Here is a 26591-nt window from a genome sequence, read left to right on the forward strand (position 1 = left end):
ATTATCATCAACGAGTGCCCACACAGATTGATAGGTCTATATTGTTAAAGAGCTTGCTTCGTAAGCTTTGCTATCGAAGCGGAGGCGTATTCTAAGGAATTAATTCTTAGTGTCAAACACTTTTTTAAATTAATTTTTAGAAGCTTTTCTTTCGCCTCATTGCCAACCGCTTTTGCGTTTCCGCTTTGCCCTGACAACGGAGGCGCATTATAGGGAGATGATTTTTCTTGGCAACCCTTTTTTAGAAAAAAACTTAAAAAAAAGCGTCGAGTGATGAAATCTCACTCAAACGCTTATTTTTAGCACTTAGTTGTTAACTTCAAGTAGCAAATAGGCAATCAATATGTGTCTATCCAAGACTCTTCAAAGCGCGTGATATCCAGATCCAGTGATTGCGCCGCTTCTATTTGTTCAATTGCCTCTAATTCTTTATTTACACTGCTCATCGTCAATGTGTTGTTATCTAACTCAAACACCTGACTTTGAGTCGTATAGTAGAACTTAAGTATCGTCAGCGCTTTTACATCGTGCTCAGCTGAAGCGGCTTTAATGCTTTTAAGTTTGCGAAAGATCTTGTTGTGAAGCTGCTTGAGTTTCCAGACATACAACACTTCTTCCATATAAGGGCGTGTTTTGAATTGGTTCAACAAAGACAGTGAAGTGGCCAAGGCGAGCACAACACCAATTAAGTTCCAGTGAAAATTCCCCGTCGACTGTTCAGGTACTACATCTGTATTACCGAACAAAACGATCAATAGCGTACTAAAAGCAAGAGAAGAGATAGCAAGCAAGGCAACAAAGCCACCAATCACTAGGTTGACCTTCTTTCTATAGACTTGTTTGTTTATTTTTTTGATTTCCATATACCGCTCCTAACAGGTTGCCTCTATTCTAACCAGCACACTCCGTACGACAATCGAAGCTTTGTAAGCAAGTTCACATTTGCTATTAAACTCGCATCCATTCCCTGCTTGGGTATATACTTCCGCGCATTCACTCTTCCTATATAGAGGCTAAATTCATGCGCTCTTTTGTTTTACGAGCTCGCGCGGCACCAACCACCAGCAAAGCACTGTTAGAAGGTGTTGGTAATGAAGCGCATACAGAAATTCTTGCTCATACCATGATGAACACTATGTTCGTTGCTCAATCGCACCGCGAAGATGTGGTTGTGCACTTGGTTTTAGAAAGCACAAAAGATTTCTCACGTACCATTACCATTCGCTCCAACGACATCACTAACATTGGCGGCTTCCATGAGTCAACCTTGATTGCTGCAGTGGCTCGCGCTTTAGACGCTTCGGTTGGTATGGGTAAAGAGCAGCTTCGTGAGGTCGAACCTGGTATCACCGTTCGTACCGTCAGCTTTGAACGCCTAGTGCAAGAACTGGCAGAAGATCACCAACTATATATGTTGGATAAAAAAGGCGAATTTGTTCGTGATGCTGAAATCGGTGGAAACCCATGTTTCTTGCTAACTGACCATATTCCGATGCCGAAGAAGTCTTATAACAGCTTGAAGCGCCTTGGCACAGAGAAGATCAGCTTAGGTCCTAAGATGCTTTTCGCTTCTCAGTGTGTGGTATTGATCCACAATGAGTTGGACATCCGCGAGTTTTAATTCTCGCGAGTTAATCACTCTATAAAAGAAAGAGGACTCCATTGAGTCCTCTTTTTTGTTTCTATAGGAATGCTGGGGTTATTTACCACCAATGCTCAAACGGGCAAAGCGTACGTCTGGAGCAAAGAAGGTGCGACTATCGCTAATAAGCTGAGTATCACCTACTGCCTCAACTTCTTGCAGCATCTTGTAGAAGTTACCCGCAACCGTAATACCACGTACTGGTTGAATGCGCTCACCATCACGGCACAAGAAGCCACTCGCACCAAATGAGAAATCACCACTCACTGCATCCGCACCAGAATGGACACCTTGGAGTTCGACTAACTCTAGGTACTCACCCGCTTTTACTTCTGACGCACTGCTGTGACCTGTCGCAATCACTTTGTGATTCGCTGATACGTCTAGGCTCGATTTTGCACCGCGAGCAGCACTTGCGGTAGATGCTGCGCCCAAGTAACTCGCCGTCTGGCTGTTGTGTAGCAAAGTTTTCAATTCACCATTAGCAATCATGACGTTGTCTTGAGTAGCAAAACCCTCACTATCAAAGCCCGAAATTGCCATACCATTTGGCATGTAAGCCGCGTCGGTAAAGGTAATCAAATCACTCGCAATACGTTGGCCAAGCTTGTCACCCAATGGTGTAATGCCTTTCATCGCACTTACGCCAGAGAAAGCACTGCCAAAAGCACCGAACAAACTTGCTAGCGCATTGATATGGAAGATTGCTGGGTAGTTACCCGTCGCAACCGGAGCGCCGTCAAGAAGATCGCGAGCAAGGTTGTAGCCACCTTCGATACAGTAAGTGGGGTTCAACTCATCAAAACGACGACCAAGTGACATTTGCCCTGCCATCGACTGTTTACCGTCTTTTTCAAACAAGGTGTACGCGTAACAAGTAAACGAGCGTTCGAAGTGTTGGCACAATGAGCCTTGTGTATTGGCGATGATTAATTGCGTTTCGCCATCACTATAACCATTGTAAGGTGCGCTAGAAGCGTGAGGTAGAGCGACTACGCCTTGCTCAAGAGCGAGAGACATTTCAATCTTTTCATCAACCGAAGTTATGTCTTCTTGAGCAATCTCAGCTACGTCAGTCGTAATTTGGCTGTTCACGCAACTAATGGTCTGGTGTTCGTCTTGCTTGGAAAAACGAGCGCTTTGCAGTGCATTAGTCAGCATCAAATCTAAGCTCGGTTGTTCTAACGATTCAGAGTAGCTCGTTGCGACACGCGCATCTTTCACAACACGAACACCCAGAACTTGGCTTGAGCTTACTTTGTACTCATCCAACTGCCCTTGGTTCGCTTTTAGAGAAAAGCTGCTGTTGCGGTTTACAATGACGTCCGCTTCTGCGCCTTGACGCTTTGCTTCTGATAGGACGTAATCAACCGCATTAAGAAGTTGTTTTTCTTGGCTCATTAGTTACCGCCTCCTACCAGAATGTTATCGACTTTCAGCGTTGGCTGACCGACTGTTGTTGGTACTGAACCACTCACGGAACCACACATGCCCGGCGCTAGCGCCATGTCTTTGCCGACCATACTAATTTCTTTCAGCACTTTTGGACCCGTGCTGATCAGCGTTGCTGTTTTCAGAGGCTTGGTGATTTTGCCATTTTCAATGAGGTAAGCTTCACGAACGGCAAAGTTGAACTCGCCCGTTCCCGGTTGAACCGAGCCGCCGCCCATCTTCTTCGCATAGATGCCGCGTTCAATACCTGCCAGCATGTCATCGAGTGAATGCTCGCCTTCTTCGATAAAGGTGTTACGCATGCGTGAGGTTGGTGCGAATTTGTAGTTTTGACGACGACCAGAACCCGTAGGTTCGTAACCTGTCTTCATGCCACCCATTTTATCGACCATAAAGCTGGTTAGCTTACCGTCTTTGATCAATTGAGTGCGCTGAGTCTTCATGCCTTCGTCATCAACGTGAATCGAGCCCCATTCGTTGGTCATGGTGCCATCATCGACAGCATTCACTGCGGTGTGAGCAATCATTTCGCCCATCTTGTCGTGGAATACGGACGCTTTCTTCGCAACCGAAGTAGTTTCTAGTAAGTGGCCACAAGCTTCGTGGAAGATTACGCCGCCAAAACCATTGCCAATTACCACCGGCATTTCACCCGATGGGCACGCATCCGCACCAAGTTTTACTAACGCTTGCTGCGCGATAGTTTGACCTAGCTCTTTCGCATCAAGTTGTTCACTGAACTCCCAACCAGCAAGAGCGCCTGGACCTTCCATACCAGAAGACTGCTCATTACCTTTTTGCGCGACAGTATTACCAGCAACTCGGATGTAGTGACGAGTATCGTCAACGTGTAGACCTTCAGAGTTGAAGATAGACACTTGTTGTTCGCGCTGAAGCACGCTGCCAATGAACTGGCTGATATGTTCACTCTCTGCGCGTGCGGCTTGGTCTACTTGCAATAGGAAAGCGATTTTAGAATCAAGGTTCGCGTCTTTGCCAAGTGGCATACGACAACCATGTTGAATTGGGTAGCGGTTCAGGTTGAGAGAACCTGCTGAGGCGATTTGCTCACGCTTGTCTTTTGCTGCAAGCAGTGAAGTTACGCGTTTTAGTTCGGCTTCATCTGTGCTGTTGGTGTAACCGTAAAGCACTTTATGACCGAAGAAGAGACGAATACCGATACCAAAATCGATACCCGAGTTAACCTTGTCCACCTCACCAGATGCGATCTGGACAGTGTTAGTTTGATGGTGTTCAACGAATAGCTCAGCGAAATCAGCCCCTAAAAAGAGGGCATGATCGATCACCGCTTTCGCTGTTACAGAATTAAGCATGAAATCTCCTTGCTCGTTGATCGTCCTAGCCTTCCCCATCTTTGAGTTAGACCCTGTTTATTAAAGTCATGTCATAAATTGAATGACCCAAAGACATATTGGCAACGCGTTAAATGTTAACACTTTTTTAACCTTGTTTTGTGCTAATCCTTGCTAAATCAAAGAACGATTCGTTACGTATTATGTCGATATCTGATTACTAGATAGTGTCTTGAACTGCCATTTTCAATGCAGCACGTTATTTACACTAAATTCGGTTCTCTCATTACTGCTCTCAAGTCTCATATTTAACCGATTGCTCTGTCTTGGTCGGAAAAAACACGTGCACCGTAACTGAGTGAACTGCTATTATCATGACGAAATAGTCGGGGGGCCCTTGCAGTTTATGCATCGGCTGAGATCGAAATTCGAGACCCGTTGAACCTGATTCAGTTAGCACTGACGTAGGGAACTATCATCACTTTGCCACTAGCCTGCTTGAGTTTTATTGTCGCAGCTAGCCTCAATGGATCCGATCACCGATCTTCCCTTGCGATGGCCAAGTCAGTTCCTATACGTCTGTAATAGGAGCGACCATGGCGCAGCAGTCAAGCCAAGAAAAACAATTACCCCAACCACACGCTACAACTTCAATAGACACACCGATTGTGTTGACGATTGCAGGTTCTGACAGCGGCGGCGGCGCAGGCATTCAAGCAGATATTAAAGCGATGTCCGCGACTGGCAGCTTTGCCTGTTCGGTGATTACCGCTATCACCTCGCAAAATACCCAAGGCGTTTCTGCGATTTTCCCCATTCCTCTCGACCATGTAGAGAGCCAACTTGATGCGGTATTTACCGACCTCAACATCGTTGCAGTCAAAGTAGGCATGCTGGCCGACTCCAACATCATCAAAGTCGTTGCCAACAAAATTAAACAATACCAACCAAAACACCTCGTGATTGACCCTGTAATGGTGGCCACCAGCGGTGATCTATTACTGGAACAATCGGCAATCAGCACTTTAAAAGAAGAATTGATTCCGCTCGCAGACATCATTACCCCTAACCTACCAGAAGGCGCAGCCTTGACGGGTAAGCCAGTCCCTCAGTCAGAATCTGAAATGAACGATATGATTGCTGATTTACGCGCGCTCGGTGCAAAAGCGGTGCTGTTAAAAGGCGGCCACTTAGAAAAAGACGAAAACAGCAACGATCTGCTGATCATGCAAGACAGCGCCGAGTTAATCAGCGCTAAACGCTTTCCAACCAAAAACACCCATGGCACTGGCTGCACGCTGTCTTCTGCTATCGCGTCTTACCTTGGCCAAGGCAACAACCTGCACAAAGCAGTGCACCTTGGTAAGCAGTACATTAGCCAAGCTATCGCGCACGCAGACGAATTGGATGTCGGTAAAGGTCACGGCCCTGTGAACCACTTTTTTGCAGGTCCTAATTTTGGGAAAAGTAAAGATGTGCGCTAATGCACTCGGCATTCAGCTTACCGAAGCAAGTCTGCAATACAAAGACAGCCAAACACCAACATTATCAGGGTTGAGTATGACCATCCCTGCCAATCAATGGACTGTGTTACTTGGTCGTAGTGGTTGCGGAAAAACGACGATCCTTCGTTATCTAGCGGGTTTGTTAGACGACAAAGTCGAATGGCATGGTGAATTAACCACCACGGATGGCATCGCTCTGCACGAACGTATCGCCTACATGGCACAACAAGACTTGTTGTTGCCGTGGTTAAATGTGTTAGACAACGTCTGCCTAAGTTCTCGATTTTCTCAAGACCAATCACCAGAGCAAAATAAACAACGAGCACTGACTTTACTAAGCCAAGTGGGACTCGCCGATTACGCGGATGCTAAGCCAGCTCAGCTCTCTGGCGGCATGAGACAGCGTGTTGCCCTTGCTCGTACTCTGATGCAAGACAAACCTCTGGTTCTGATGGATGAGCCTTTCTCTGCACTGGACGCGGTTACTCGCCATAAGTTGCAAACCTTGTCTGCCGAATTATTGAAAGATAAGACGGTTGTTCTGATTACCCACGACCCACAAGAAGCGGTGCGATTAGCTCACCAACTCTATGTATTGCAAGGCACGCCTGCTCAAGCTCAGCACTTGGTTGTTCCGGATTCCAAGCCACCACGAGTTCTCGATGGAGAGTGCGCCGCGCTTCAACAAGCGATTTTGGATCAATTGGAGAAAGACTATGAGTGATATGACTCAGTACAACTCCGTTTCGGCACGTATTAATAAAAAAGAACGCGTGACCCATCCGGCTCTGCGCTTGATCATAAGCACTGCGGTGATCTTGGGATTGTGGCAGTTGGTTGTTGTGGTATTCGACATGCCAAGCTTCATCTTACCTTCACCAATTGAAGTACTGGATAGATTGGTCACTCGTTACGATGTCTTGCTCAAACATACTTGGGTTACCGCGCAAGAGATTTTACTTGGCTTGGCGCTTGGATTATCGATGGGTTTGCTGTTCGCATTGCAAATGCTGATGTTCGAGCCGCTGAGGCGTTGGTTACTGCCAATTCTGATTGCTAGCCAAGCGATCCCTGTGTTCGCCATCGCGCCAGTGCTCATGCTTTGGCTGGGTTACGGCATTGCATCGAAAGTCGTCATGGCGGCGATCATCATCTTTTTCCCCGTCACGACATGTTGCTATGACGGCTTACGCAATACACCAACAGGTTACCTCGACCTTGCCAAGACTATGGGCGCGTCTAAATGGCAGTTACTTCGTCATATTCAATTGCCAGCCGCCCTACCAACTTTAGCTTCAGGTATTCGTGTTGCCGTCGTTATTGCGCCAATTGGAGCAGTGGTCGGTGAGTGGGTAGGTTCAAGTGAAGGCTTGGGTTATCTGATGCTCCAAGCCAACGCTCGAATGATCATTGATGAGATGTTTGCAGCGCTGTTTATCCTCGCCGTGCTGTCTATCTCACTCTATTTCATCACCGATAAATTATTGAAAAAAGCCATCCCTTGGGAAAGCAAGTAATTACAGAAAATAACCAAAGAAAATTGGGAAAGAAAAGGAAGAACCCCGTGAATAAAAACAAACTTATGAGCGCTGCTGCTCTACTCGCTTCTGTGGTATCAACCAACGTGCTTGCAGTTGAAAAAGAGATGACACTGATGTTGGATTGGTTCGTCAATCCAAACCATGGTCCTATCGTTATTGCCAAAGAACGTGGTTACTTCAAAGAGCAAGGTTTGAAGGTCAACATTCAAGAGCCTGCAGATCCAAGTACACCACCTAAGTTGGTCGCTGCTGGCAAGGTCGACATGGCGATTTCATACCAACCGAGCCTAACTATCGATGTCGCAGCTGGTTTGCCACTAATCCGCTCTGCGACTTTGATTGCTACGCCACTCAACACTCTGATGGTGTTGGATAACGGTAAGAATGAAAACCTTGGCGACTTGAAAGGCAAGAAGATCGGTATTGCGATCGCAGGCAACGAAGAAGCAACAATCGGCACTATGTTAGCTCAAGAGAACGTGAAGTTTTCTGACGTACAAATCATCAACGTAGGTTGGGCGCTATCTTCGTCTCTTGCGTCTGGCAAGGTGGATGCGATTTGGGGCGGTCTACGTAACTTCGAAACCAACCAACTGGCACTAGAAGGTTATAAAGCTAAAGCCTTCTTCCCTGAAGAACACGGCGTGCCAGCGTATGACGAGTTAGTCTTCGTAGCCAATGCAAAAACCTACGACAAAGAAGCCATCAAGGCATTCAACAAAGCACTGGAGCAAGCAACCACTTACATCGTTAACCATCCAAAAGAGTCGTGGAAAGAGTTCGTGGCTTATTCACCAGACACCCTCAACAACGAGCTTAACCAGCGCGCTTGGAATGACACGCTAACTCGTTTCGCTCTTCGTCCATCTGCAGTAGATCTGAAACGCTACGATGATTATGCCGAATTCATGTATTCACAAAAAATCATCGAAACACTGCCAAAAGCGAAAGATTACGTACCGAGCTTTGACTAATTCTACTGACCTTAGGATCTAAGCCTAGGGTCTTTTGATAACGAGATACCCATAATGAAATACCAAGATTTGATCGACGCTTGCCGCCAAGATTGGCAAGAATACACTGAGCATGCTTTCGTGCAGCAATTGGCGCAAGGCACTCTTGCTCAGCCTTGTTTTCTGCATTACCTAAAGCAGGATTTTCTTTTCCTAAAACAGTACGCACGAGCTTACGCATTAGCGATCTACAAAGCACGTACTTTGGATGACATGCGCCGTGCCCTACCAAGCGTACATGCATTGCTAGATTCTGAAATCGCCCACCACGTGACTTACTGTGAGCAATGGGGACTTACGGAATCCGATCTAGAAAACGAGCCAGAAGATTTCGGCACTGTGGCTTACACCCGCTACGTATTGGATGCTGGCATGACGGGCGATCTTGTTGATCTATACGCGGCACTAGCGCCATGCTCTATCGGTTATGCCGTTATCGGTAAGATGCTGATTGAAGATGAAAAGACAGTAATCGAAGGCAATCCATACGCAAGTTGGATCAATCTCTACGGTGGTGAAGAGTTCCAATCTGGTGTCGCAAAAGGTGCAGAACACTTTAACCAGTTATTGGCGGAAATCGACATCAATAGCCAGCGTGGTCAAAACCTGATTCAGGTATTCAAAACCGCAACACGTATGGAAGTGGCATTCTGGCAACAAGGTCTGAACGCTCAGCAAGATTAATCGGAGAGTCTCATGTTAATTGAACAAATCACCCAAGCATTAACCGCAGTGCGCCAGCAAAAGCCATTAGTCGTCAACATCACTAACTACGTGGTGATGAACAACACGGCAAACGCCCTATTGGCCATCGGCGCTTCTCCAATCATGGCGCACTCCAAGCAGGAAATGGCAGAGATGATGTCGTTCGCTGGCGCATTGGTTATCAACATTGGAACCCTAGACAGCGTTTGGACACCGCGTATGAGCTATGCCGTAGAACAAGCCAATGCCAATGGTAAAATCGTTGTACTCGACCCTGTCGGTTGCGGAGCAAGCTCACTACGTACAGAGACATCACGTGAGATCGCACGCCTTGCAGACAAACTCATCATTCGTGGTAACGCCTCAGAAATCATTGCACTCGCTGGCGAGCAAGCACAAAGCAAAGGCGTCGATGCGTTAGACAGCAGCGACGCAGCACTTGGCGCAGCGAACTTCTTAGTCTCAGAGTATGGCGCGAGCGTTGTGATTTCTGGCGAGACTGATTACATCGTCACGAAAGAGCAAACTGTGCAGCTAAACAATGGTCACGAGATGATGCCATACGTAACCGGAATGGGCTGTACACTCACGGCACTAACAGGCGCTTTCGCTGCTGTTGGTGATGATACCGGCCTTGCTGCAGCGGCGGTACTCGGCGTTGTTGGCGAGATTGCAGCGGAACAAGCTCGCGGCCCAGGTAGCCTGCAAATGAACCTGTTGGATGAGCTTTACCAGTTGGATGAAGAAACGCTGGCCAAACGCCTAAAACTGCAAGTGAACTAAGCTTTTCTCTGTCAAATACCAGCCTCTCATCTAGATGAGAGGCCCAAAGGAAACAAAATGAACGCCTATCGTTTATATTTGGTCACCGATGACCAACAAGATTTAGCCACACTAAAGCGTGTTGTGAGAAAAGCCGTGGAAGGTGGCGTAACCATGGTACAAGTCCGCGAAAAACACGGTGATGTGCGTGCGTTTATCGAACGTGCTCAAGCTGTCAAAGACATCCTTAAAGATACCGATGTGCCTTTGATCGTCAATGACCGCGTAGATGTCGCACTGGCTGTCGATGCTGATGGGGTCCACCTTGGGCAATCAGACATGCCAGCAATCATTGCTCGTGAGTTGATTGGCCCAAACAAAATTCTCGGTTTATCTATCGAAAATGAAGAGCAGCTTGCAGAAGCCGACTCTCTGCCGATTGATTACATCGGTTTGAGCGCGATATTCGCGACGCCAACCAAAACCAACACAAAAAAACACTGGGGTATTGATGGTTTGAAGATGGCGTTAGAGACGACTTCACTGCCGATTGTTGCTATTGGCGGCATCAACGAAAGTAACATTCCTCAACTGAGCGCAACTGGTGTTCATGGCTTGGCTTTGGTTTCTGCAATTTGCCACGCGGAAGATCCCAAAGCAGCATCGGAGTATCTATTGGGGTTAATGAGCTAACCTCACTCACTCCAGAACAAAGCGCTTATGGATGAGCGCGTTCACTTCTCAAAACTTTCAACAGTCCCTCCTTTCACAACGAAGACCTGCAATGTCACTTTCAAGACCGAATTGACAGAGCGTTGATAAGTTTTTCACATCGATTGTCGTAAGATAGCCGCCTATTTTCGACTGCTGTATGACTTTTCATGAAAACTAAAAAATACGGTTTGATGATGCTCGCCTTGTTCATTCTTGGCATCATCCCACTTTCGCTGTTTGCCTCGTATCACGATCTTACTTCTCACGTTTCTGACGGCACAGGCATTCTCTTTACTCTGCTAACCGATTCTGCGGGCAGTAAAGGCTTTTTGATCACTCTAACGCTGTTGGTGTTATCACTTTACCGCTTCAAGCCAAGCCAGTCTGACTGGATGCAAAAACTCTCCATGCTGGGATTGTTACTGGTGATTGGTTTTGCCAGCAAAACAGGCTTAAAGCTGATGACAGAAAGCCCGCGTCCCTACACCGAATTGCTTGCCGCAGAGCAATTGATTGAGCATCCAGAAGCGTTTTATCAACTAGAAACCGCTCAGCAAGCGAATGTTATTGGGCAAATTTCTGAGAAAGTCAGCGAATGGCGTACTCGCCACTGGCAAGGTGAAAAAGATTACTCTTTCCCATCTGGTCATACGATTTTCGTTTCTATCTGTTTAGCCTTCTTTGGTGGGTTATTTTTGCAAAACAAGTGCTATTTCTCTGCCGCTACCTTATGGGTGTGGGCAATGGGCGTGGCGTACAGTCGCTTGTGGCTCGGCATGCACCGGATTGAGGACTTGATTGGTTCAGTGGTGTTTGTCGCTGTGGTATTTACCTTACTGCCTACATTTCAAATCACAAAAAAAGCGCCTTTCGTTGCCTTAGCAACCAAGTAAAAGTCTTAAAAAATAGATAAAAAGAAGCCAGCAACTTGCTGGCTTCGTTCATTTTAAACATTGGGCTCTAAACTAAGACTAAGCATTCTTAGGTGGTGTAAATGCCGTTAGCTCAAGGATTGGTCCTTCGTATTTCTCGATACGAACCAACGCAGAGTTTGCCGCACAACCGTTCGCAAGACGAGAAGTTGGAATATCGAGCGTTAGAACGTTACAACCACCGTTTTTACAGATGCCTGTTTTCGGATCTAGATCTGGCCAGCCACCTTCGTGGATACATACTGAGCCTTGTTTGATGCCATCAGTCACCAATGCACCAACCAGAACTTGACCACGGCCGTTGAAGGCACGAACAAGATCGCCAGCCTTAATACCACGCGCTTTCGCGTCTTCTGGGTGGATAGAAATCGGCTCACGGTCAGCAATCGCGTACTCTTCACGAATCTTCGCGTAGTTGAACTGGCTGTGCAGACGGTGTGCTGCGTGCGCTGTCATTAGCTGAAGTTCACCATCTGTTGCATTACCTGTGTACTCTGTTGGCTCCATCCATGTTGGGTGTGGAGGACAGTCTTCTAGCTGGTAGCCTTCAATCGTCTTAGAGAAGATCTCGAACTTACCACTTGGCGTACCTAGTGGGCTCATGATTGGGTTTTCACGGAATTCAGCGTAACGAACGAACTGCGCGTTCTTCTCGTTCCACTTCATTTCGATCAACTGGTTATCTTCCCAGAACTTGCTGAAGTTTGGCATTGCGATGCGTTGGCCACGACCGCCTTGCTGCGCTGCTTTGTAGAAGCCGTACAACCATTCCATTTCAGTCTTGCCTTCGGTGTAAACGTCACGTCCACCCGGAGCAAGTAGTTCTGCCATGTCCGCGAATACATCGAAGTCGTTACGAGCTTCACCTTGAGGCTCAACCACTTGCTTCATCGGCACTAGGTGTTGGTTACTGTAGTCACCTGTCATGGTCATATCGTTACGCTCGAACGATGTGGTGATAGGTAGAACAATATCCGCGTGCTTCGCTGCAGCTGTCCAGTATGGTTCAGAGATAACGATAAGCTCTGGCTTTTGCCACGCTTTGATCAGACGGTTAGTGTCTTGGTGGTGAGTAAAGTTCGCACCGCCTGCCCACCAAATCATCTTGATTTCAGGGAACGTTAACTCATGACCATTGTGGTGGTAGCTCATGCCTGGGTTTTCTAGTGCTTCAACAATACGTGCCACTGGGAACGCGTTAACCGAACCAGAAACCGCCCAGTCGTTACCTGCAGAAGAACCGCCGCCAAGAGACGCAGAAATAGCAGGAAGTACACCCGCATCACGTGAAGGGTTACCACCGTTTGAGTAGTGGTAAGAGAAACCAAAACCACCACCCGGTAGACCAACTTGACCCAGCATGGTTGCTAGCGTTACCAGCATCCAGTGACGTTGCTCACCGTATTGCTGACGCTGCATACCCCAGCCCGCCATTAGCATCGTGCGGTTTTTGCTGAAGATGTCTGCAAGCAGCTCAAGTTGCTTAACTGGTACGCCACAGATCTTAGATGCCCACTCAGCAGATTTCTCAACGCCGTCTTCTTTACCCATTAGGTAAGCTTCGAATACGTCGTAGCCTGTGGTGTATTTTGCTAGGAATTCTTTGTCGTGCTTACCTTGTTTCACAAGCGTATGCGCAATACCCATCATCATCGCCACGTCCGTCATAGGGTGCGGAGCAATCCACTGTGCGTTGTCACCAAAGAACTCGATGGTTTCTGAACGCATTGGGTCGATAGCGATAACCGTCTTACCTGACTTCTTCAGCTGATGGAAGAACTCTAGGCCCGCACAGTCTGTTGAGCTCCATGCGATTTTTAGGGTGTTGATTGGGTTAAGACCCCAAAGCACCACAACGTCACTGTGCTCAAGAACAACAGGGTAAGTCGTTTGCTGTTCGTAAACTTCAATAGAACCTACCACGTGCGGCATGATCACCTGCGCAGCACCTGTAGAGTAGTCACCAAGGTGACCTGAGTAACCGCCCGCCATGCTCATGTAACGTTGTAGAAGCGTTTGTGCTTTGTGCAACACACCACTTGAACGCCAACCGTAAGAACCAGCAAACACCGATTCAGCACCGTGCTCTTTACGAATACGCATGTGTTGTTCGTGAATCAGTTTGTAAACTTCATCCCAAGACACGCGAACGAATTCATCGCTACCACGCACGCCTTCTGGCGCAGATGGGTTTGCCAAGTAGCCTTTACGTACCATTGGGTACTTAACACGAGCTTTAGTATGAACTTGGTCAGGGCCCGTAGTTTGAAGACTGTTTGGTACCGTTTGTGGCAATGCGTTTGTGGTTGAAACCAGCTTACCGTCTTTTACTTCACACAACATTGGGCCCATACGACCCGCTGTAAGTACACCTGAACCACGCTTATCAGACGCTAGCGCGCTCATTGGTGTCAATGAAGTGAAAGCCAGAGCACCAGCAGTTAGACCAGTGCCTTTTAGAAATCCGCGACGAGTTAAATTAGTCATAATCTTATCCTTCTATTTCTCTATTAGTGACCAACCACATCTTTCGCGTGGTGCTGGAAGAACTTAGTCAAAATTTCTAGGTTTTCTGCTGAAATATCAGTGCGATCACCCATACTCTTCGCTACAGGACCCCATGCGTTCACAGTAAAGTGATTTGAAGGAATTTTCGCGTGACAAGTTGCACAGTAAACATTGTCCAACTCTTCTGCGTATGACCAAACCGGCTCTAGCGTATCAACCACTGGAGAATCGATCGTTGCCGTTAGAGAAACAGGACGCCACTCGTTGCCGTATACGTCTGCTTTGAACTCGCCAGCTTTAACTGCTTGTTGGCCTTGTTCAGATAGTGTTGCAACAATCGCGCGTTGACCTTCACCCATGTAAAGCACTTGCTCAGCACCTTTCATTTGGAATGCATTGATCTTAACGGTGCGGTTGTCACCGTCCGCTTTTACAACGTTCAGTTTGGTTGTTGGATTCACCGTACCAAAGTCACCCATGCTGATAGACGTCACTGGGTAAACCACTTTCGCATCGGTTGCTGTTTTGGTTGTGAAGCTCATCAGTGTTTCAAACGCTTTGCTATCAAGTTCCGCTTCTGGAGCGAAGTGCGCTACACCTTTGTGACAATCGATACACGTTTGGTCATTCGCTTTGCCGTATGCGTGCATCTTCGCCGCATCACGTGATTGCTCGAACTCTTCCATTGCATCGAAGTCATGACAAGAACGACAGGTTGCCGAATCGTTTTCACGGAACTGCTCCCAAACCATCTCAGCAAGTTCAGTACGGTGTGCTTCGTACTTCTCTGGCGTGTCGATCTTACCTGTTACAAACTCATGGTAGATGTCTTTTGAAGCGCGGATCTTAGTGACCAAGTAATCCATTGGCTCTTTCGGAATGTGACAGTCCGAACATTCTGCGCGAATACCTTTGGCGTTACTGAAGTGCACTGAGCCTTGGTACTCTTTGTAAGGGATTTCCATAGAGTGACAAGAGAGACAGAACTCAGTGTCAGATGTGTAATGCATCACTGCTGCGGTGCCACCTAAAGTTAGCCAGCCCACACCAATACCCACTGCCACCATTGCGGCGATATAACGTTTTTTAATTGACATAATTAGAAATAAATACTCACAAATTCACATGCTTTGTCGCATATTTACCTCTTTAGTAGTATCTGGTAATTGATCTGAGTCATACGTACACCCTAGGTGGTGACTTATTTTTCGTTATTGAGAGACTCCTTGGCATATTCCATTTTTTTGAAAAATCCTTCTTGACCGAACCTATTCGCCATAACGATAGATGTTGTTTATCAAAGCACTTTTGATATGTTTGTGTGAGATATGAAAACTCGATCACATGGAGGCGATTCAAACGTGTTATCTCTACCCATTTCTACCCCAAGAACTGAGCTTAAACCGCTAACAAAAAGTGATTGGGATCTGTATCGCCGCTTGAGTAGCGAACCACAAATCATCGCGCTTTGTTTTGACCCACCGACCGATGAGGAAATGCGCCAAAAGTTCGAATCGCGGTTACCTGCATGGACACCGCAAAGCGAGCATTGGTTATGTTTGGTGATTTATGAAAAACAAAGCGCACGACCAATCGGCATCACAGGCTTTGTATTGCAAGATAGCATTGCTGAAGTCGGGTATTTATTGCTGCCAGAATTTTATGGCCAACAGTTTGGTACGGAATCCCTTACCGGTGTGATTGAGTGGGCGTTTGAGCAGCACAAGATTTCTCAGTTTTCCGCCACGGTCACAGAGGGCAATATTGGCTCTGAGCGAGTGCTGGAAAAATGTGGCTTCAAACTCACCGAGACCATCCCCGAAGCCTATGAAATAGGTGGGAGAAAGTACGCAGATAAGCTCTATTCATTACAAAAATAATATTCACGACAAAAATAAGGACGTGTTTTGCAGAAAGTAGTCATCATCACAGGCGCAAGCCGAGGCATTGGAGCCGCAACCGCCAAATTACTCGCCAAACAAGGCTACGCCGTATGCGTTAACTATCGCGCGCAAGTCGAGGCTGCCGCGCAAGTTGTTCGTGAGATTGAGGAGATTGGCGGTAAAGCCATCGCCATCAAAGCGGATGTTTCCGATGAGCAGCAGGTACTCTCATTGTTTGAACAAACCGAACAAGCACTCGGTAAAGTCACTCACCTCGTCAACAACGTGGGCATCTTATTCACTCAATCTCGTCTTGCGGACATGAGCCTTGAGCGATTCCAAACTGTAATGAACGCTAATGTGACGAGCTGTTTTCTTTGTTGTAGAGAAGCAGCAAAACGATTTGAATCTGGCAATGCGATTGTTAATGTTTCTTCTGCCGCATCCCGCTCTGGTGCGCCATTTGAATACGTTGATTACGCTGCCTCTAAAGGCGCAATGGACTCGCTCACCAAAGGGTTATCTTTAGAGTTAGCTGAGCAAAACATCCGTGTAAACGGTGTTCGTCCCGGCTGCATTTATACCGATATCCATGCCGATGGCGGCGAACCGAATCGAGTCGACAGGCTCAGTGAAAAAATCCCTCTTAAGCGAGGAGGCACTGTGGACGAAGTTGCCAATGCCATTGCTTGGTTACTGAGTGACGAAGCCTCGTATGTCACCGGCTCCTTTATCGATCTTGCTGGCGGAAATTAAGGAGTAACAATGAAAATCAGACCAGCGACACCCGACGATCTCAATGCACTTTTTGATTTAAACAAGCAGATCAATGAGCTTCACCACCTTCATGCGCCACAGGCATTTGTTGCTCCATCAGAAGAAGACCGAACATTTTTGATTAATATGTTAGCTGATGAAGAACGATTGTTTCTCGTCGCAGAGGAAGGCCAACAAGTACTTGGTTTTATAACCGCAACCATCACACAAAATGAAACCATTAGCTTTTTAATCAAAGACCCGATTTGCCGCATTGGCACCATCGTTGTCGATGAAAATCAGAAATCAAAAGGCGTAGGCCGCGCCTTAATGGCAACAGTCGAGCAGTGGGCTCGTGAATCTGGTGCGATCCAAGTGCGATTGGAAGTGATGGAGTTTAACCGTGACGCACAGCAGTTTTATGACAGACTGGGCTTTATTCCCAACTCCCGCCTTATGATGAAATGTTTGTAACGATCACGACATTTAAGCGAATTTCAGCATTAAAGCTTACGTGAATCGCATTTATCTTTCACACTTTCCTTCCCTTTTCGAAAAGACGATATGATGTACGGATATACCCAAGTGACTTCAAGATGCAGGATTCAGAGCGTTGTCATTGATTCGAGGTCAAGGAAAACAACGCAGTGTAATAGCTAGCTCTTTCCAAGTTGTTTGAAGCAGAGATCGAGTCAATGACACGCTCCCAAAGGGCGAGTTGTCTTGGCTTGTATACTTTGTTGTCGATTCTTGATTTGGGCCCACCAAACCTTTAAATCGCCGCCGCGTCTACAAACCAAGTCATTCTCGCTGAACCAAGCATCTCGAGGTTACTTGGGTATAAAGGAGATTCGAACATGATTTATCTTTTCGATTGGGGAAACACCTTGATGGTCGATTTTCCTCACGCACAAGGAAAAATGTGCGATTGGGAACACGTTGAAACCGTTCCTCAAGCCAAAGAGACTCTGGCTCAACTCACACAAGATCACCAAGTGTTTATCGCGACCAGCGCATCAGATTCAGTGATGGAAGATGTGCAAAAAGCCTTTCAACGAGTTGGACTCGACCAATACCTCTCTGGCTACTTTTGCTTTGCAAACCTTGGTATTGCCAAGAATCAGCCTGATTTTTATCTTGCGGTCGCAGAGCAATTGAGTGCTGAACCAAGTCAACTCATCATGGTAGGTGACTTGCCTGAAAAAGACATTTACCCAGCAATGGACGCAGGCTTAAACGTCATTTGGTTCAACCCTAAAAACCTCCCTGCGCCAAGCAAACCAATCCCAAATCAAATACGTTGTTTGTCCGAGTTACTACGTACCTGACCAACATATAAACAAATACACTTAAGCCGCTAAACTTTATGCACCAATCAAGGAAGATAAATGCAGATAAGACCGATTACACTCAACGATATCGAACACTTTATTGCGCTTTGGAATAGCGTTTATGAGGAAGGCGAATACTTACGTTCTCCCGCGCCAAAAAAAGCGATGTTAAGCAAGGTAATTACTCGTGTAGAAAAAGAATCCATTCCCCAGTTTGTGGCCTTTGATGAAAAACGCTTAGTCGGCAGCATTGAAATTTTCCCAGCTGAAATGTGTGGCTACGAAGGTGGTGAATTTGTCAAAACTGGCTTCCTCGGCATTCATATAGACCAACAATATCGAAACCAAGGGCTAGGAAAGAAGCTACTTGAGACTGCTATTCAAAGCGGCTGGGAATATGGCTATGACACTATCGCGCTTCACGTTTATAAGAGCAATCGGCGAGCGATTACCTTGTATGAAAAATTTGGCTTCGAGCATTGCGGCGAGCTGGGTGAAGTGCTGCTGCCCAACGGCAAATATCTGATGAGTCAGAAAATGGTCTTAAAGCATCCGTAAGTTGATTCTAGTAGCAAGACCGCATTGCCTTTGCGATATACTGACCTGAACCCAATACTTACCGCGTGCTTGTGATGATTGAATATAAACCCTTATCGCCAAATCAAATCCCGATGGCTTTGCTATTGGAAGCCGATCCAGACCAAGACAATGTTAATCGCTATCTTGCTAATTCATTGAGCTTTGTTGCGGTAGAAGAGAGCCAGATCGTCAGAGCATGCGTGGTGCTGCCGCTTTCAGAAACACAGGCTGAAATCATGAACGTCTCAGTCTCACCTACGCATCAACAACGTGGTATTGGCTCAGATTTATTGCGATTTGCCATTGAACAGTTAAAAGGCCAATCTTTTCAAAAGTTGATATTAGGAACGGGGACGTTTGGTTATCAACTGGCTTACTATCAACGCTTGGGTTTCAGGGTAGAGAGCGTGGATAAAGATCACTTCTTACTCCACTACCCAGAACCAATTTGGGAGAACGGTATTCAGCACAAAGACATGCTGCGTCTGTATCTAGACCTTTAAACATAGAGGCTTAGCTAGCTTTTCATATCCAACTTCTTACCCAAGTATTCAATTTCAAAAGTCGCATAGCCAAGCTGTACCGCCTCAAAAGAGTACATCAGGTTTTGCGCCTGTTGGGCATCTTTCGCCAATACGGCGACGGAGTAAATCGGACGCTCAACGCCATTCTCCAACACTTGGGTATTGATGTAAGACGACGTGACTAAGCCGGAGTTGTTCAAGCTGATCACTCGCTGCAAATCGACTCCTAATACACGGTCCATTTCTAACGCCTCGATGCCCTCTTTCCAACGCAACGTCACACTGTAGTTATCATTTTCTGGCGTGTTGTCTAACCATTTGGCGCCCAGTGGTTGAATGCTCGCGATCTTCACCAAATCTTGCTGGTACATAGGTAAGCCCTGCAATTTAGTAGCAACTTCCGCCTCGTTATCAGCCGACAACACGAAACGCAGAATCTGTACTGGTTTACCATCAATACTGCTTGGTAAAACAAACATGTCTTTCACATCACCTTGTTCGATCAGTTGGCTAAAGGCCGCTTTCTGTTCTGGCAATGTTTTGAGAACCTGTTCGGAGTCATTGGTGTTCCAAGCTAGTTCCACGCCGTAATCAGCAGCAAAGCTAGAGAAAGAAGCCACAGTCAGCGTGCTTAATAGAATGAGTTTTTTCATAAGGTTACCTTTCACTTAACGATTTTCTTTTTTGCTTCGATATAAATTCAATGTTGTGGTTCGATTGATTACCAACGACTGCGGTATGCACGATGACAGCTTCGGCAAGTGCTCTGAGCTTGCTTAAGTCCTGCCTCAGCCGATGAAACTTGTTGGTTCTGCGCAGCTTGATACAACTGTGCAAACCCTTCATCCATTTGAAGCATCAAGCGATTGAAGTTATCTGGTTTGCTCCACACTTCTTTCTTCGCTTTGCTCTCAGCTTGGCTTCCCTCTGGAAACGCTTGTTGCAGTTGTGCGCTGTGGCGAGTGAGCTCAACACCAATCTGCTCTAGCGCGTGCCAATCGGTATTGCTGCCTTTCAATGTTTTATCGGCTTGTTTCGACAGGGACTCTATTTGCTCAAATGCATTCTGACGCGTTTCGATTTGAGCACGGAAGTCTTGGGCAAACACTGTTGTTGATACAAAGATGGTCGGTAAAAGTGCAATCAGTGCCAATGTCTTTTTCATTTCATTCTCCTGGTTTTTCGTTCTTGCTGTGTGGTTGCAAATAAATTTACACAACAATCATTGCGTGCGCAACTATTGTTGTGTAAATTACCGTAAAGAAGATCATCACACCGAGAAAAGATCGAGGTAATTATGAAAATTTGGGATTTAGCAACGCGACTTTATCACTGGGCTCAAGCCCTACTGTTTATAGCCTTGATGGCATCTGGATTGTCTGGCAATGGGCCTCATGTTCAGTTGGGGTTAGCGTTATTCACTTTGTTGTTATGGCGATTGACTTGGGGAGTTATCGGCAGCGAAACTAGTTTGTTTCGACAGTTTCTCCGCTCGCCTAAAGGTGTCATTACTTACTTAAAAGGTAAATCGGCGGCGACTGTGGGTCATAATCCTGCAGGCGGCTGGATGGTGGCGACATTACTGACGACATTGCTGCTTCAATGTATCTCGGGAATGGCGCTTGGCGGCTTATTCGATACGTGGCCGTATTCCGATGTTTGGCTTAACGACAACGTGTTTTCAGGGCTTGAGTGGTTACACCTGACCTTGGCCGATCTTTTGCCTTTACTGATCGCCTTACATGTTGGTGCGATCCTTTTCTATAAACTAAGAGGTAAACCTTTGGTGAAAGCGATGATCACGGGCAAGCAAGCTCAAATGAACAAGCAAGCGCTCATCACCGAACAGAAAATTGTCTATCTCGCGCCGCAAAGCCGTGCTTTAGGGGTGCTAGTTGCGGCAACATTGGTTACCATGGCAATCGTTGCTTTATCATAAGAGTAAGAAAATGAGCGAACAGTTTGACAGACAAGACAGCTTTGGCTGGATGATCAATGTCGTTGCACACGATGCAGCGAAACGATTTGAAGCCGAGCTCAAAAAGCACGGACTTACCGTTGCACTTTGGCCGACCATGATGTGTTTGTGGGAAGAAGAAGGCGTGACGCAGCGCGATATCGCAGCGAAATCTAAGGTAGAAAACTCAACCACGACTCGTACCTTAGACAAGTTGGAGAAGTTAGGTTTGGTAGAGCGCCATCCTGATCCAAACAGCCGCCGCTCGTTCCGTATTTATCTAACGGAAGAAGGACGAAGTCTCAAAGAAAGCTTGGTGCCAATCCCACTGGCTGTTAATAAAGAGCTGATGAGTCCGCTAGAGCCAGCAGAGCAAAAAGAGATGCTTCGCTTGCTAAAAAAGTTGGTCGCAGAGATTTAGCGCTTCGCTAAGTTCTTCCAACCTAAGAATAAACAAAGCCCCAAGTTCTGCACTCGGGGCTTTTTACTTTTCTGCTAGCGCCAGTTTGCTTGATGTCTAGCAACCTTCTGTAACATGCCCTCTAACCACCGAGCGCGTCGACGCTTGATTAACGTAATAGAAATAGCACGCTTCACGTTCCAAGGTGTACCCTTGCGGCCAAATATACACCACACGATCTAAGCCAGAACGATCAGCGAACTGATACTCAGGAATCGCAACAAAATAGGCACTGTTTGGGAATTGATTCCCCATAATGCAGAAGTCACTGCCTTTACATGGCTTATCAATGGGTGAGTTGCCTTTGGCAGGCAGACCAATCTCTAACAACGCTCGTATGCTATTTGCACTGGCTTCTGGCATCCCACTGAGCATGTTCACTTGATGATCAATATACGTCATTTGTCTGCGCTCCTGCGCATCATCAATCATCACTTTGGCGTGGAAGAACTTAAGAGACGTCCCCAAAGAAGACTGCGAACTGTGCAACATTGAAACGTAAGCTTGACGGTGAATATCGAGCAGAATTGGCAAGGCGGCGAGAGCGATGGAACCCAAGGTTGCTAAGACGATGGTGATTTCCATCAACGTAAATCCTTTTGTTTTCAATTTCGGCTCTCAGCGTATAGGCAAATGATAGGATTATCGCTCCCACATCCATGTGAGAACCGAACCAATATATCGCTGAAGTTACGCAGAGAAACGCGCAAATGATAAGAAAAAACGAGGGAATCAAGAACTTGAGAGTGACCGCCAAATTACATTGAAACAAGCAGTAGAAGCGGCGTAAAAATTCGACTGAATTCAAAGCCTTGACGTAGACCAAAGCCCTTTAAGCGACTGTTTCTAAAATAAGAATTGATATTAGTTAGTACTTTCGATGTATTTAAAAATATCGTTTACTTCACTTTTATTCCGATTGGATTAGGCGTTGAGCAGCGGCACGTTATTGCGGATTAAGCCTCGGCGTACGCTAGTGCACATTTTGCCGAATCGACGGATTTCATCAAACTGAGGCGTGATACCACGATCCATTGCAGATTCCCAATAGCTCAGTTCAGAATCTACCATTTCCAACAATTTTTTAGGGCAACCAATGCATTGTCCCTCTGGCCCGCAAACAAAGGTCTCGGGTTCATAAATCGGTAATTCTGCTTTGACTTGTTCAATGATATTGCGCATCGCGCTCATTCGATCTGGCTTGACGGTCATCATCCGACTCCACAAACATGTAAGGAGCCGGATTGTACTCTCTGGCACGCAAATGTCCCTACCTAATTTAGGTATATTTTACGTTTCTGCTTTGCAACCTTTGATTTAAACATTGGTAGCCCAGGCTTTTTCACCACTAAGTAGACCGCTGTCGCCGCTAATACAAAGCCAATAATGCCCATCCAATCAAACGACTCACCGAAGGCAAACCAAGCTTGAAGCGCCGTGGTCGGAGGCACAAGGTAGAACACAGAAGCAACACTCGATGCCGCACCATTCTTCACCATGTAAAGCAACAGCAGAATCGCCACACAGGACAGCACGACCACAAGCCAGATTAAGGTAAGAATGAACTCCGTCGTCCATTGCACCTGCATGGTTTCAAACTGCATCGCGATTGGCAGGAACATGGCCAATGCCGCCAAATACTGCACCGTCGCGCCACCTACCATATCCACTTGTTGGCAATATTTCTTTTGATACAGCGTGCCAACAGTAATACCAAAAAGCGAAGACAAACACACACCAATCGCTAAGGTTTTGTGCAAATCGGATTGCCACTCCATCTTGCCCATGAGCACCATTGCAATACCGACAAAACCCAAGGACAAGCCAATCCACTGTGATGGTTTGAACTGCTCAGAAGCGAACGCCACCAGCAAGACGGCCGTTAAAATAGGTTGTATCCCGACGAGTAACGAACTTAAGCCCGCCGGCATCCCCAAACTGATGGCAAAGTACGTCCCGCCTAGGTAAAAGCCGTGAATCAATATCCCGACAACGCAGCTGTGCCAAAAGTCTTTTCCCGTTGGAATGCGACGGCGCAGAAAAGCCACAATCACCAAAAACAACAGGACATTAAACGCCATGCGAATCGACAACAAGGTCGCAGGTTCGGCATACTGCAAACCAAATCGCGCACCAACAAATCCAGAAGCCCAAAGGATCACGAACACAAAAGGAATGGCTCTGACTAACATGATTTGCCCTCACTCTACTTACTTTTAAATCTTGAATGTTTTTAATCTCGAATGTTGCTAATGTAGTTAGGTACAGTGTTTTCAAAAAGTGACAGATGGAAGTGTTTTTATGGGTACAGATTTAGCAAGTTCACTTGATATCAATAAGTATTTGATCGTCGAGAAGCATCTCAAACAAGCGATCAGCAATGGGGTGTATCAGCCAGACGACAAGTTGCCTTCCATCCGTCAATTGAGCACTGAACTCAAGGTAAGCAAGAACACGGTGATCCGCGCTTATCAGGAACTAGAAGCACAAAGCATGGTTTACTCGGTGCCAAAATCCGGTTATCGAGTAAAGCCAACTGAGCGACATGAAGCCAAGATCGCTAAGCCTACGCGCGTGGATTTGCTCTCGGTGTGCAAACAAATCCTCACCTACCCCGAGTATCAAGAGCTGCTTCCGACTGGCTCAGCACACCCAAACATTGATGCGCCAGCCATCAAAAGCTTGTATGCCGAAATCGGCCGCCAGAGTCGACAACAGAGTCATATTTCCAGCCATTATCAACTGCCACCGGGTGATGACTTATTGGTCAAACAGCTGGCGAAGATCACCCAAGATCTGGGAACGCCGGCAAACGTGGATGATCTTTTGGTCACCCATGGTGCACAGCAAGCGATCAGTCTTGCCCTCAGAGCAACAACACAGACTGGAGATATTGTGGCAGTAGAATCGCCCTGCTATTTCGGCAACTTGTTGATGCTCGAATCTCTCGGTTTACAAGTGGTCGAGATCCCTAGTTGTCCTCGTGATGGTATGGATCCAGATGCGCTAGAAAAAGCCATGGCAACGTGGGAGATCAAAGTCATTATTGTCACACCAAACTTCACCAACCCAACAGGCTCAATGATGCCCCTTGAAAGACGTGAGCAACTGCTTAAGGTTTCTGGAGATATTCCAATCATTGAAGATGACGTGTTTGGTGCGTTGAGTTACGACAAACCCTTGCCAAGCTTACGCAAATTAGACGAGAAGCAACGAGTGATTTACGTCAACTCGTTATCGAAAACGCTCGATTCACGCCTTCGTATTGGTTGGATGCTAGCGGGACGTTATCGCGCTCAAGTCGAGCAATACCTGTTGTGTGAAAACATGGGCAGTTTGAACTTGATGCAATCGGCGGTGGGCACTTTTCTAACCTCAGGCAAATACCGCACTCACACTGCGCGTATGTGCCGCGTTTACCAAGCCAACGTGAGACGATATTTGCAGATGCTCAATCAATGTCTGGATGCACACTTTGAGCTAAAGAACCGTTACCAAATCAATGCAGTACAAGGTTCATTCTTGCTTTGGTTACGCTTGCCACCCAAGACTGACAGCTATGCGCTTTATCAAGCCTGTAACGAACACAAAATCAGTATTCTGCCCGGCTCGGTATTTGGCACTCAGGGACAGTATCAAAACTGCATTCGTCTCAGCGTAGCCAACTTTGGACCGGAGAAAAACTGGCTCCCTGCGATGGAAACGCTAACAACGCTGATTGCTCAACACGCTAAATAGTCGCTCCAGATATTTCGTTCCAAACATTCCGTTCCAAACATTCAGCCCCAGAAACAACAAAGCCTCCGCAATTTGGAGGCTTTGATATGAATTCTCTGAGCTAGCTGATCAACCAAACACGGAGTGTTAGCGAGGTAATTGCCACAATCTGGCTACATTTTCGGCCAAGTTCGTAAGGTTCACCTCCGCCTCTTCCAAAGCTTCTGGCAAGCTCATTGCGCGTGGTACACATACAAATACTGCGTCAATGCCACACTCGTAGACGGCTTGGAAGTTATCACCTGTGCAACCTGCTAAGGCAATGACAGGCAAACCATATTCTTTCGCCACTTTCGCCACACCCATTGGTGTCTTGCCATGCACAGTTTGGTGATCAATACGGCCTTCGCCAGTAAAGACAATATCAGCGTCAGCTACATGCTCTGCAAGCTTTACGGTTTCTAGCACAATCTCGATACCCGGCTTCAGTCGTGCTGGTAGGTAACCAAGCAACGCTGCGCCCATACCACCTGCGGCACCCGCGCCTTTTTGAGTCAGCACATGCTTGCCTGTCACCTGCTCTGTCAGTGCACCGTATTTGCTTAGAGCAGAATCTAACAACTCTACATCCGCCGGCGTCGCACCCTTCTGCGGACCAAAAATCGCTGACGCACCTTTCTCGCCACACAATGGGTTGTCCACATCGCATGCCACCAGCACTTCGCAGTCCGCTAAGCGAGCGTCAAACCCTGAGGCATCAATGCTTGCTAGCTCAACTAAACCGCCACCGTTGGGTGTGATTGGATGACCAGCACTGTCCAGAAACTTAACACCCAACGCCGCCAGCATACCTGTGCCACCATCATTAGTTGCGCTACCACCCAAGCCGATGATCAAGCGTTGAATACCACGATCAAGCGCATTCAAAATTAACTGGCCAGTACCAAAACTGCTGGTATTTTTCGGGTCTCGTTGCTCACTTGGCACAAGGTGCAAACCACTTGCCTCTGCCATCTCGATCACTGCGGTTTCGCCATCACCTAGAATGCCGTAAAACGCCTCAACATCATTGCCAAGTGGGCCTTTTACGGTCACGAACACCTGCTCACCCTCAGTCGCATCAATCAAAGATTGAACTGTCCCTTCACCGCCATCAGCAACAGGTACCGTGACAAATTCTGCATCTTGCCAAACTCGAGACAAACCCGTCTTGATCGCCTCACTCACCTGTTTGGCGGTCAAGCTCTCTTTAAACGAATCTGGGGCAATCACAACTTTCATTTCATTCTCCTGAAAA

The 26591-nt window shown here is 46.8% G+C and carries 29 protein-coding genes and 1 riboswitch; of the genes, 18 read left to right on the top strand and 11 right to left on the bottom strand.

Features of this window, described 5'->3' with window-relative positions:
- Window positions 1-338 precede the first annotated feature (338 nt).
- Complete coding sequence (locus tag GXP65_RS20805; RefSeq protein WP_045370963.1) at window positions 339-863, bottom strand: DUF3087 domain-containing protein; 525 nt, start codon at window positions 861-863, stop codon at window positions 339-341.
- Between the two features lie 158 nt (window positions 864-1021).
- Between GXP65_RS20805 and trmY the strand changes: the two genes are divergently transcribed.
- Window positions 1022-1621, top strand: coding sequence for a tRNA (pseudouridine(54)-N(1))-methyltransferase TrmY (trmY, locus tag GXP65_RS20810; protein WP_038890998.1), 600 nt, complete (start codon window positions 1022-1024; stop codon window positions 1619-1621).
- A 78-nt stretch (window positions 1622-1699) separates the two neighbouring features.
- Here the strand turns inward: trmY and GXP65_RS20815 are convergent, their stop codons facing one another.
- Both GXP65_RS20815 and GXP65_RS20820 read right to left on the bottom strand, forming a co-directional pair.
- Window positions 1700-3043, bottom strand: a complete 1344-nt coding sequence (locus GXP65_RS20815; protein ID WP_162093622.1) for a TldD/PmbA family protein — start codon at window positions 3041-3043, stop codon at window positions 1700-1702.
- Complete coding sequence (locus GXP65_RS20820) at window positions 3043-4428, bottom strand: TldD/PmbA family protein (RefSeq protein WP_005534803.1); 1386 nt, start codon at window positions 4426-4428, stop codon at window positions 3043-3045. The genes GXP65_RS20815 and GXP65_RS20820 overlap by 1 nt, the downstream gene beginning before the upstream one ends.
- 356 nt (window positions 4429-4784) lie before the next feature.
- Window positions 4785-4895, top strand: a riboswitch (TPP riboswitch).
- A gap of 108 nt (window positions 4896-5003) precedes the next feature.
- Here GXP65_RS20820 and thiD point away from each other — a divergent pair.
- From thiD to GXP65_RS20860, 8 genes are all read left to right on the top strand, one after another.
- Window positions 5004-5891: a bifunctional hydroxymethylpyrimidine kinase/phosphomethylpyrimidine kinase gene (gene thiD / locus GXP65_RS20825; protein WP_162093623.1), complete on the top strand. Its 888-nt coding sequence runs from the start codon at window positions 5004-5006 to the stop codon at window positions 5889-5891.
- Window positions 5881-6636 (top strand): ABC transporter ATP-binding protein, encoded by a 756-nt coding sequence (locus GXP65_RS20830; protein ID WP_162093624.1) that lies wholly within the window; start codon window positions 5881-5883, stop codon window positions 6634-6636. Before thiD ends, GXP65_RS20830 begins: the two co-directional genes overlap by 11 nt.
- Window positions 6629-7429 carry an ABC transporter permease gene (locus GXP65_RS20835; protein ID WP_162093625.1) on the top strand — a complete coding sequence of 267 codons (801 nt, stop codon included), beginning with the start codon at window positions 6629-6631 and terminating at the stop codon, window positions 7427-7429. Before GXP65_RS20830 ends, GXP65_RS20835 begins: the two co-directional genes overlap by 8 nt.
- Window positions 7430-7476: 47 nt before the next feature.
- Window positions 7477-8427 (top strand): ABC transporter substrate-binding protein, encoded by a 951-nt coding sequence (locus GXP65_RS20840; protein WP_143685190.1) that lies wholly within the window; start codon window positions 7477-7479, stop codon window positions 8425-8427.
- A gap of 54 nt (window positions 8428-8481) precedes the next feature.
- Window positions 8482-9150, top strand: coding sequence for a thiaminase II (gene tenA / locus GXP65_RS20845; RefSeq protein ID WP_020195160.1), 669 nt, complete (start codon window positions 8482-8484; stop codon window positions 9148-9150).
- Between the two features lie 12 nt (window positions 9151-9162).
- Entirely contained in the window at window positions 9163-9954 is a 792-nt protein-coding gene (gene thiM, locus GXP65_RS20850) for a hydroxyethylthiazole kinase (RefSeq protein ID WP_162093626.1), read from the top strand.
- 57 nt (window positions 9955-10011) lie between these two features.
- A complete protein-coding gene (thiE, locus tag GXP65_RS20855; RefSeq protein WP_081233107.1) occupies window positions 10012-10626 on the top strand; it encodes a thiamine phosphate synthase in 615 nt (204 codons plus the stop codon).
- Between the two features lie 188 nt (window positions 10627-10814).
- Entirely contained in the window at window positions 10815-11540 is a 726-nt protein-coding gene (locus GXP65_RS20860) for a phosphatase PAP2 family protein (RefSeq protein ID WP_162093627.1), read from the top strand.
- 78 nt (window positions 11541-11618) lie between these two features.
- Here GXP65_RS20860 and GXP65_RS20865 read toward each other — a convergent pair whose 3' ends face one another.
- Both GXP65_RS20865 and GXP65_RS20870 read right to left on the bottom strand, forming a co-directional pair.
- Complete coding sequence (locus GXP65_RS20865; RefSeq protein WP_162093628.1) at window positions 11619-14066, bottom strand: molybdopterin guanine dinucleotide-containing S/N-oxide reductase; 2448 nt, start codon at window positions 14064-14066, stop codon at window positions 11619-11621.
- Window positions 14067-14089: 23 nt separating this feature from the next.
- A complete protein-coding gene (locus tag GXP65_RS20870; RefSeq protein WP_162093629.1) occupies window positions 14090-15184 on the bottom strand; it encodes a NapC/NirT family cytochrome c in 1095 nt (364 codons plus the stop codon).
- 231 nt (window positions 15185-15415) lie between these two features.
- On the opposite strand from GXP65_RS20870, the gene GXP65_RS20875 reads away from it, so the two are divergent.
- The 6 genes from GXP65_RS20875 to GXP65_RS20900 all read left to right on the top strand — a co-directional run bounded on the left by GXP65_RS20875 (window position 15416) and on the right by GXP65_RS20900 (window position 19139).
- Entirely contained in the window at window positions 15416-15967 is a 552-nt protein-coding gene (locus tag GXP65_RS20875; protein WP_045416636.1) for a GNAT family N-acetyltransferase, read from the top strand.
- A 27-nt stretch (window positions 15968-15994) separates the two neighbouring features.
- Window positions 15995-16726 (top strand): SDR family oxidoreductase, encoded by a 732-nt coding sequence (locus GXP65_RS20880; RefSeq protein ID WP_162093630.1) that lies wholly within the window; start codon window positions 15995-15997, stop codon window positions 16724-16726.
- 9 nt (window positions 16727-16735) lie between these two features.
- Window positions 16736-17200, top strand: a complete 465-nt coding sequence (locus tag GXP65_RS20885; RefSeq protein WP_071235855.1) for a GNAT family N-acetyltransferase — start codon at window positions 16736-16738, stop codon at window positions 17198-17200.
- A 383-nt stretch (window positions 17201-17583) separates the two neighbouring features.
- The gene (locus tag GXP65_RS20890) at window positions 17584-18054 is read left to right on the top strand and encodes an HAD family hydrolase (protein WP_038891021.1); all 471 of its coding nucleotides are present in this window, start codon (window positions 17584-17586) and stop codon (window positions 18052-18054) included.
- A gap of 60 nt (window positions 18055-18114) precedes the next feature.
- On the top strand, window positions 18115-18615 hold the full coding sequence (locus GXP65_RS20895; protein ID WP_162093631.1) for a GNAT family N-acetyltransferase: 501 nt from the start codon (window positions 18115-18117) through the stop codon (window positions 18613-18615).
- 74 nt (window positions 18616-18689) lie between these two features.
- Complete coding sequence (locus tag GXP65_RS20900) at window positions 18690-19139, top strand: GNAT family N-acetyltransferase (RefSeq protein WP_162860267.1); 450 nt, start codon at window positions 18690-18692, stop codon at window positions 19137-19139.
- Between the two features lie 14 nt (window positions 19140-19153).
- On the opposite strand, the gene GXP65_RS20905 is transcribed toward GXP65_RS20900, so the two are convergent.
- Window positions 19154-19813: a hypothetical protein gene (locus tag GXP65_RS20905; protein ID WP_162093632.1), complete on the bottom strand. Its 660-nt coding sequence runs from the start codon at window positions 19811-19813 to the stop codon at window positions 19154-19156.
- Between the two features lie 68 nt (window positions 19814-19881).
- Window positions 19882-20325: a cytochrome c gene (locus GXP65_RS20910; RefSeq protein ID WP_050913718.1), complete on the bottom strand. Its 444-nt coding sequence runs from the start codon at window positions 20323-20325 to the stop codon at window positions 19882-19884.
- 132 nt (window positions 20326-20457) lie between these two features.
- Here GXP65_RS20910 and GXP65_RS20915 point away from each other — a divergent pair, with 132 nt between their 5' ends.
- Window positions 20458-21099, top strand: coding sequence for a cytochrome b/b6 domain-containing protein (locus GXP65_RS20915; RefSeq protein WP_050913719.1), 642 nt, complete (start codon window positions 20458-20460; stop codon window positions 21097-21099).
- A gap of 10 nt (window positions 21100-21109) precedes the next feature.
- On the top strand, window positions 21110-21538 hold the full coding sequence (locus tag GXP65_RS20920) for a MarR family transcriptional regulator (RefSeq protein ID WP_162093633.1): 429 nt from the start codon (window positions 21110-21112) through the stop codon (window positions 21536-21538).
- 96 nt (window positions 21539-21634) lie between these two features.
- On the opposite strand, the gene GXP65_RS20925 is transcribed toward GXP65_RS20920, so the two are convergent.
- The 3 genes from GXP65_RS20925 to GXP65_RS20935 form a co-directional block, all read right to left on the bottom strand.
- Entirely contained in the window at window positions 21635-22162 is a 528-nt protein-coding gene (locus GXP65_RS20925) for a hypothetical protein (protein ID WP_162093634.1), read from the bottom strand.
- Between the two features lie 339 nt (window positions 22163-22501).
- Entirely contained in the window at window positions 22502-22789 is a 288-nt protein-coding gene (locus GXP65_RS20930; protein ID WP_005428383.1) for a hypothetical protein, read from the bottom strand.
- Between the two features lie 62 nt (window positions 22790-22851).
- Window positions 22852-23769 (bottom strand): DMT family transporter, encoded by a 918-nt coding sequence (locus GXP65_RS20935; protein ID WP_162093635.1) that lies wholly within the window; start codon window positions 23767-23769, stop codon window positions 22852-22854.
- A gap of 109 nt (window positions 23770-23878) precedes the next feature.
- Between GXP65_RS20935 and GXP65_RS20940 the strand changes: the two genes are divergently transcribed.
- A complete protein-coding gene (locus tag GXP65_RS20940) occupies window positions 23879-25315 on the top strand; it encodes a PLP-dependent aminotransferase family protein (RefSeq protein WP_162093636.1) in 1437 nt (478 codons plus the stop codon).
- A gap of 126 nt (window positions 25316-25441) precedes the next feature.
- Here GXP65_RS20940 and GXP65_RS20945 read toward each other — a convergent pair whose 3' ends face one another.
- Window positions 25442-26575: a glycerate kinase gene (locus GXP65_RS20945; RefSeq protein ID WP_134977250.1), complete on the bottom strand. Its 1134-nt coding sequence runs from the start codon at window positions 26573-26575 to the stop codon at window positions 25442-25444.
- Window positions 26576-26591 lie beyond the last annotated feature (16 nt).

The sequence above is a fragment of the Vibrio sp. LB10LO1 genome (assembly GCF_010092875.1).
GTDB lineage: Bacteria > Pseudomonadota > Gammaproteobacteria > Enterobacterales > Vibrionaceae > Vibrio > Vibrio campbellii.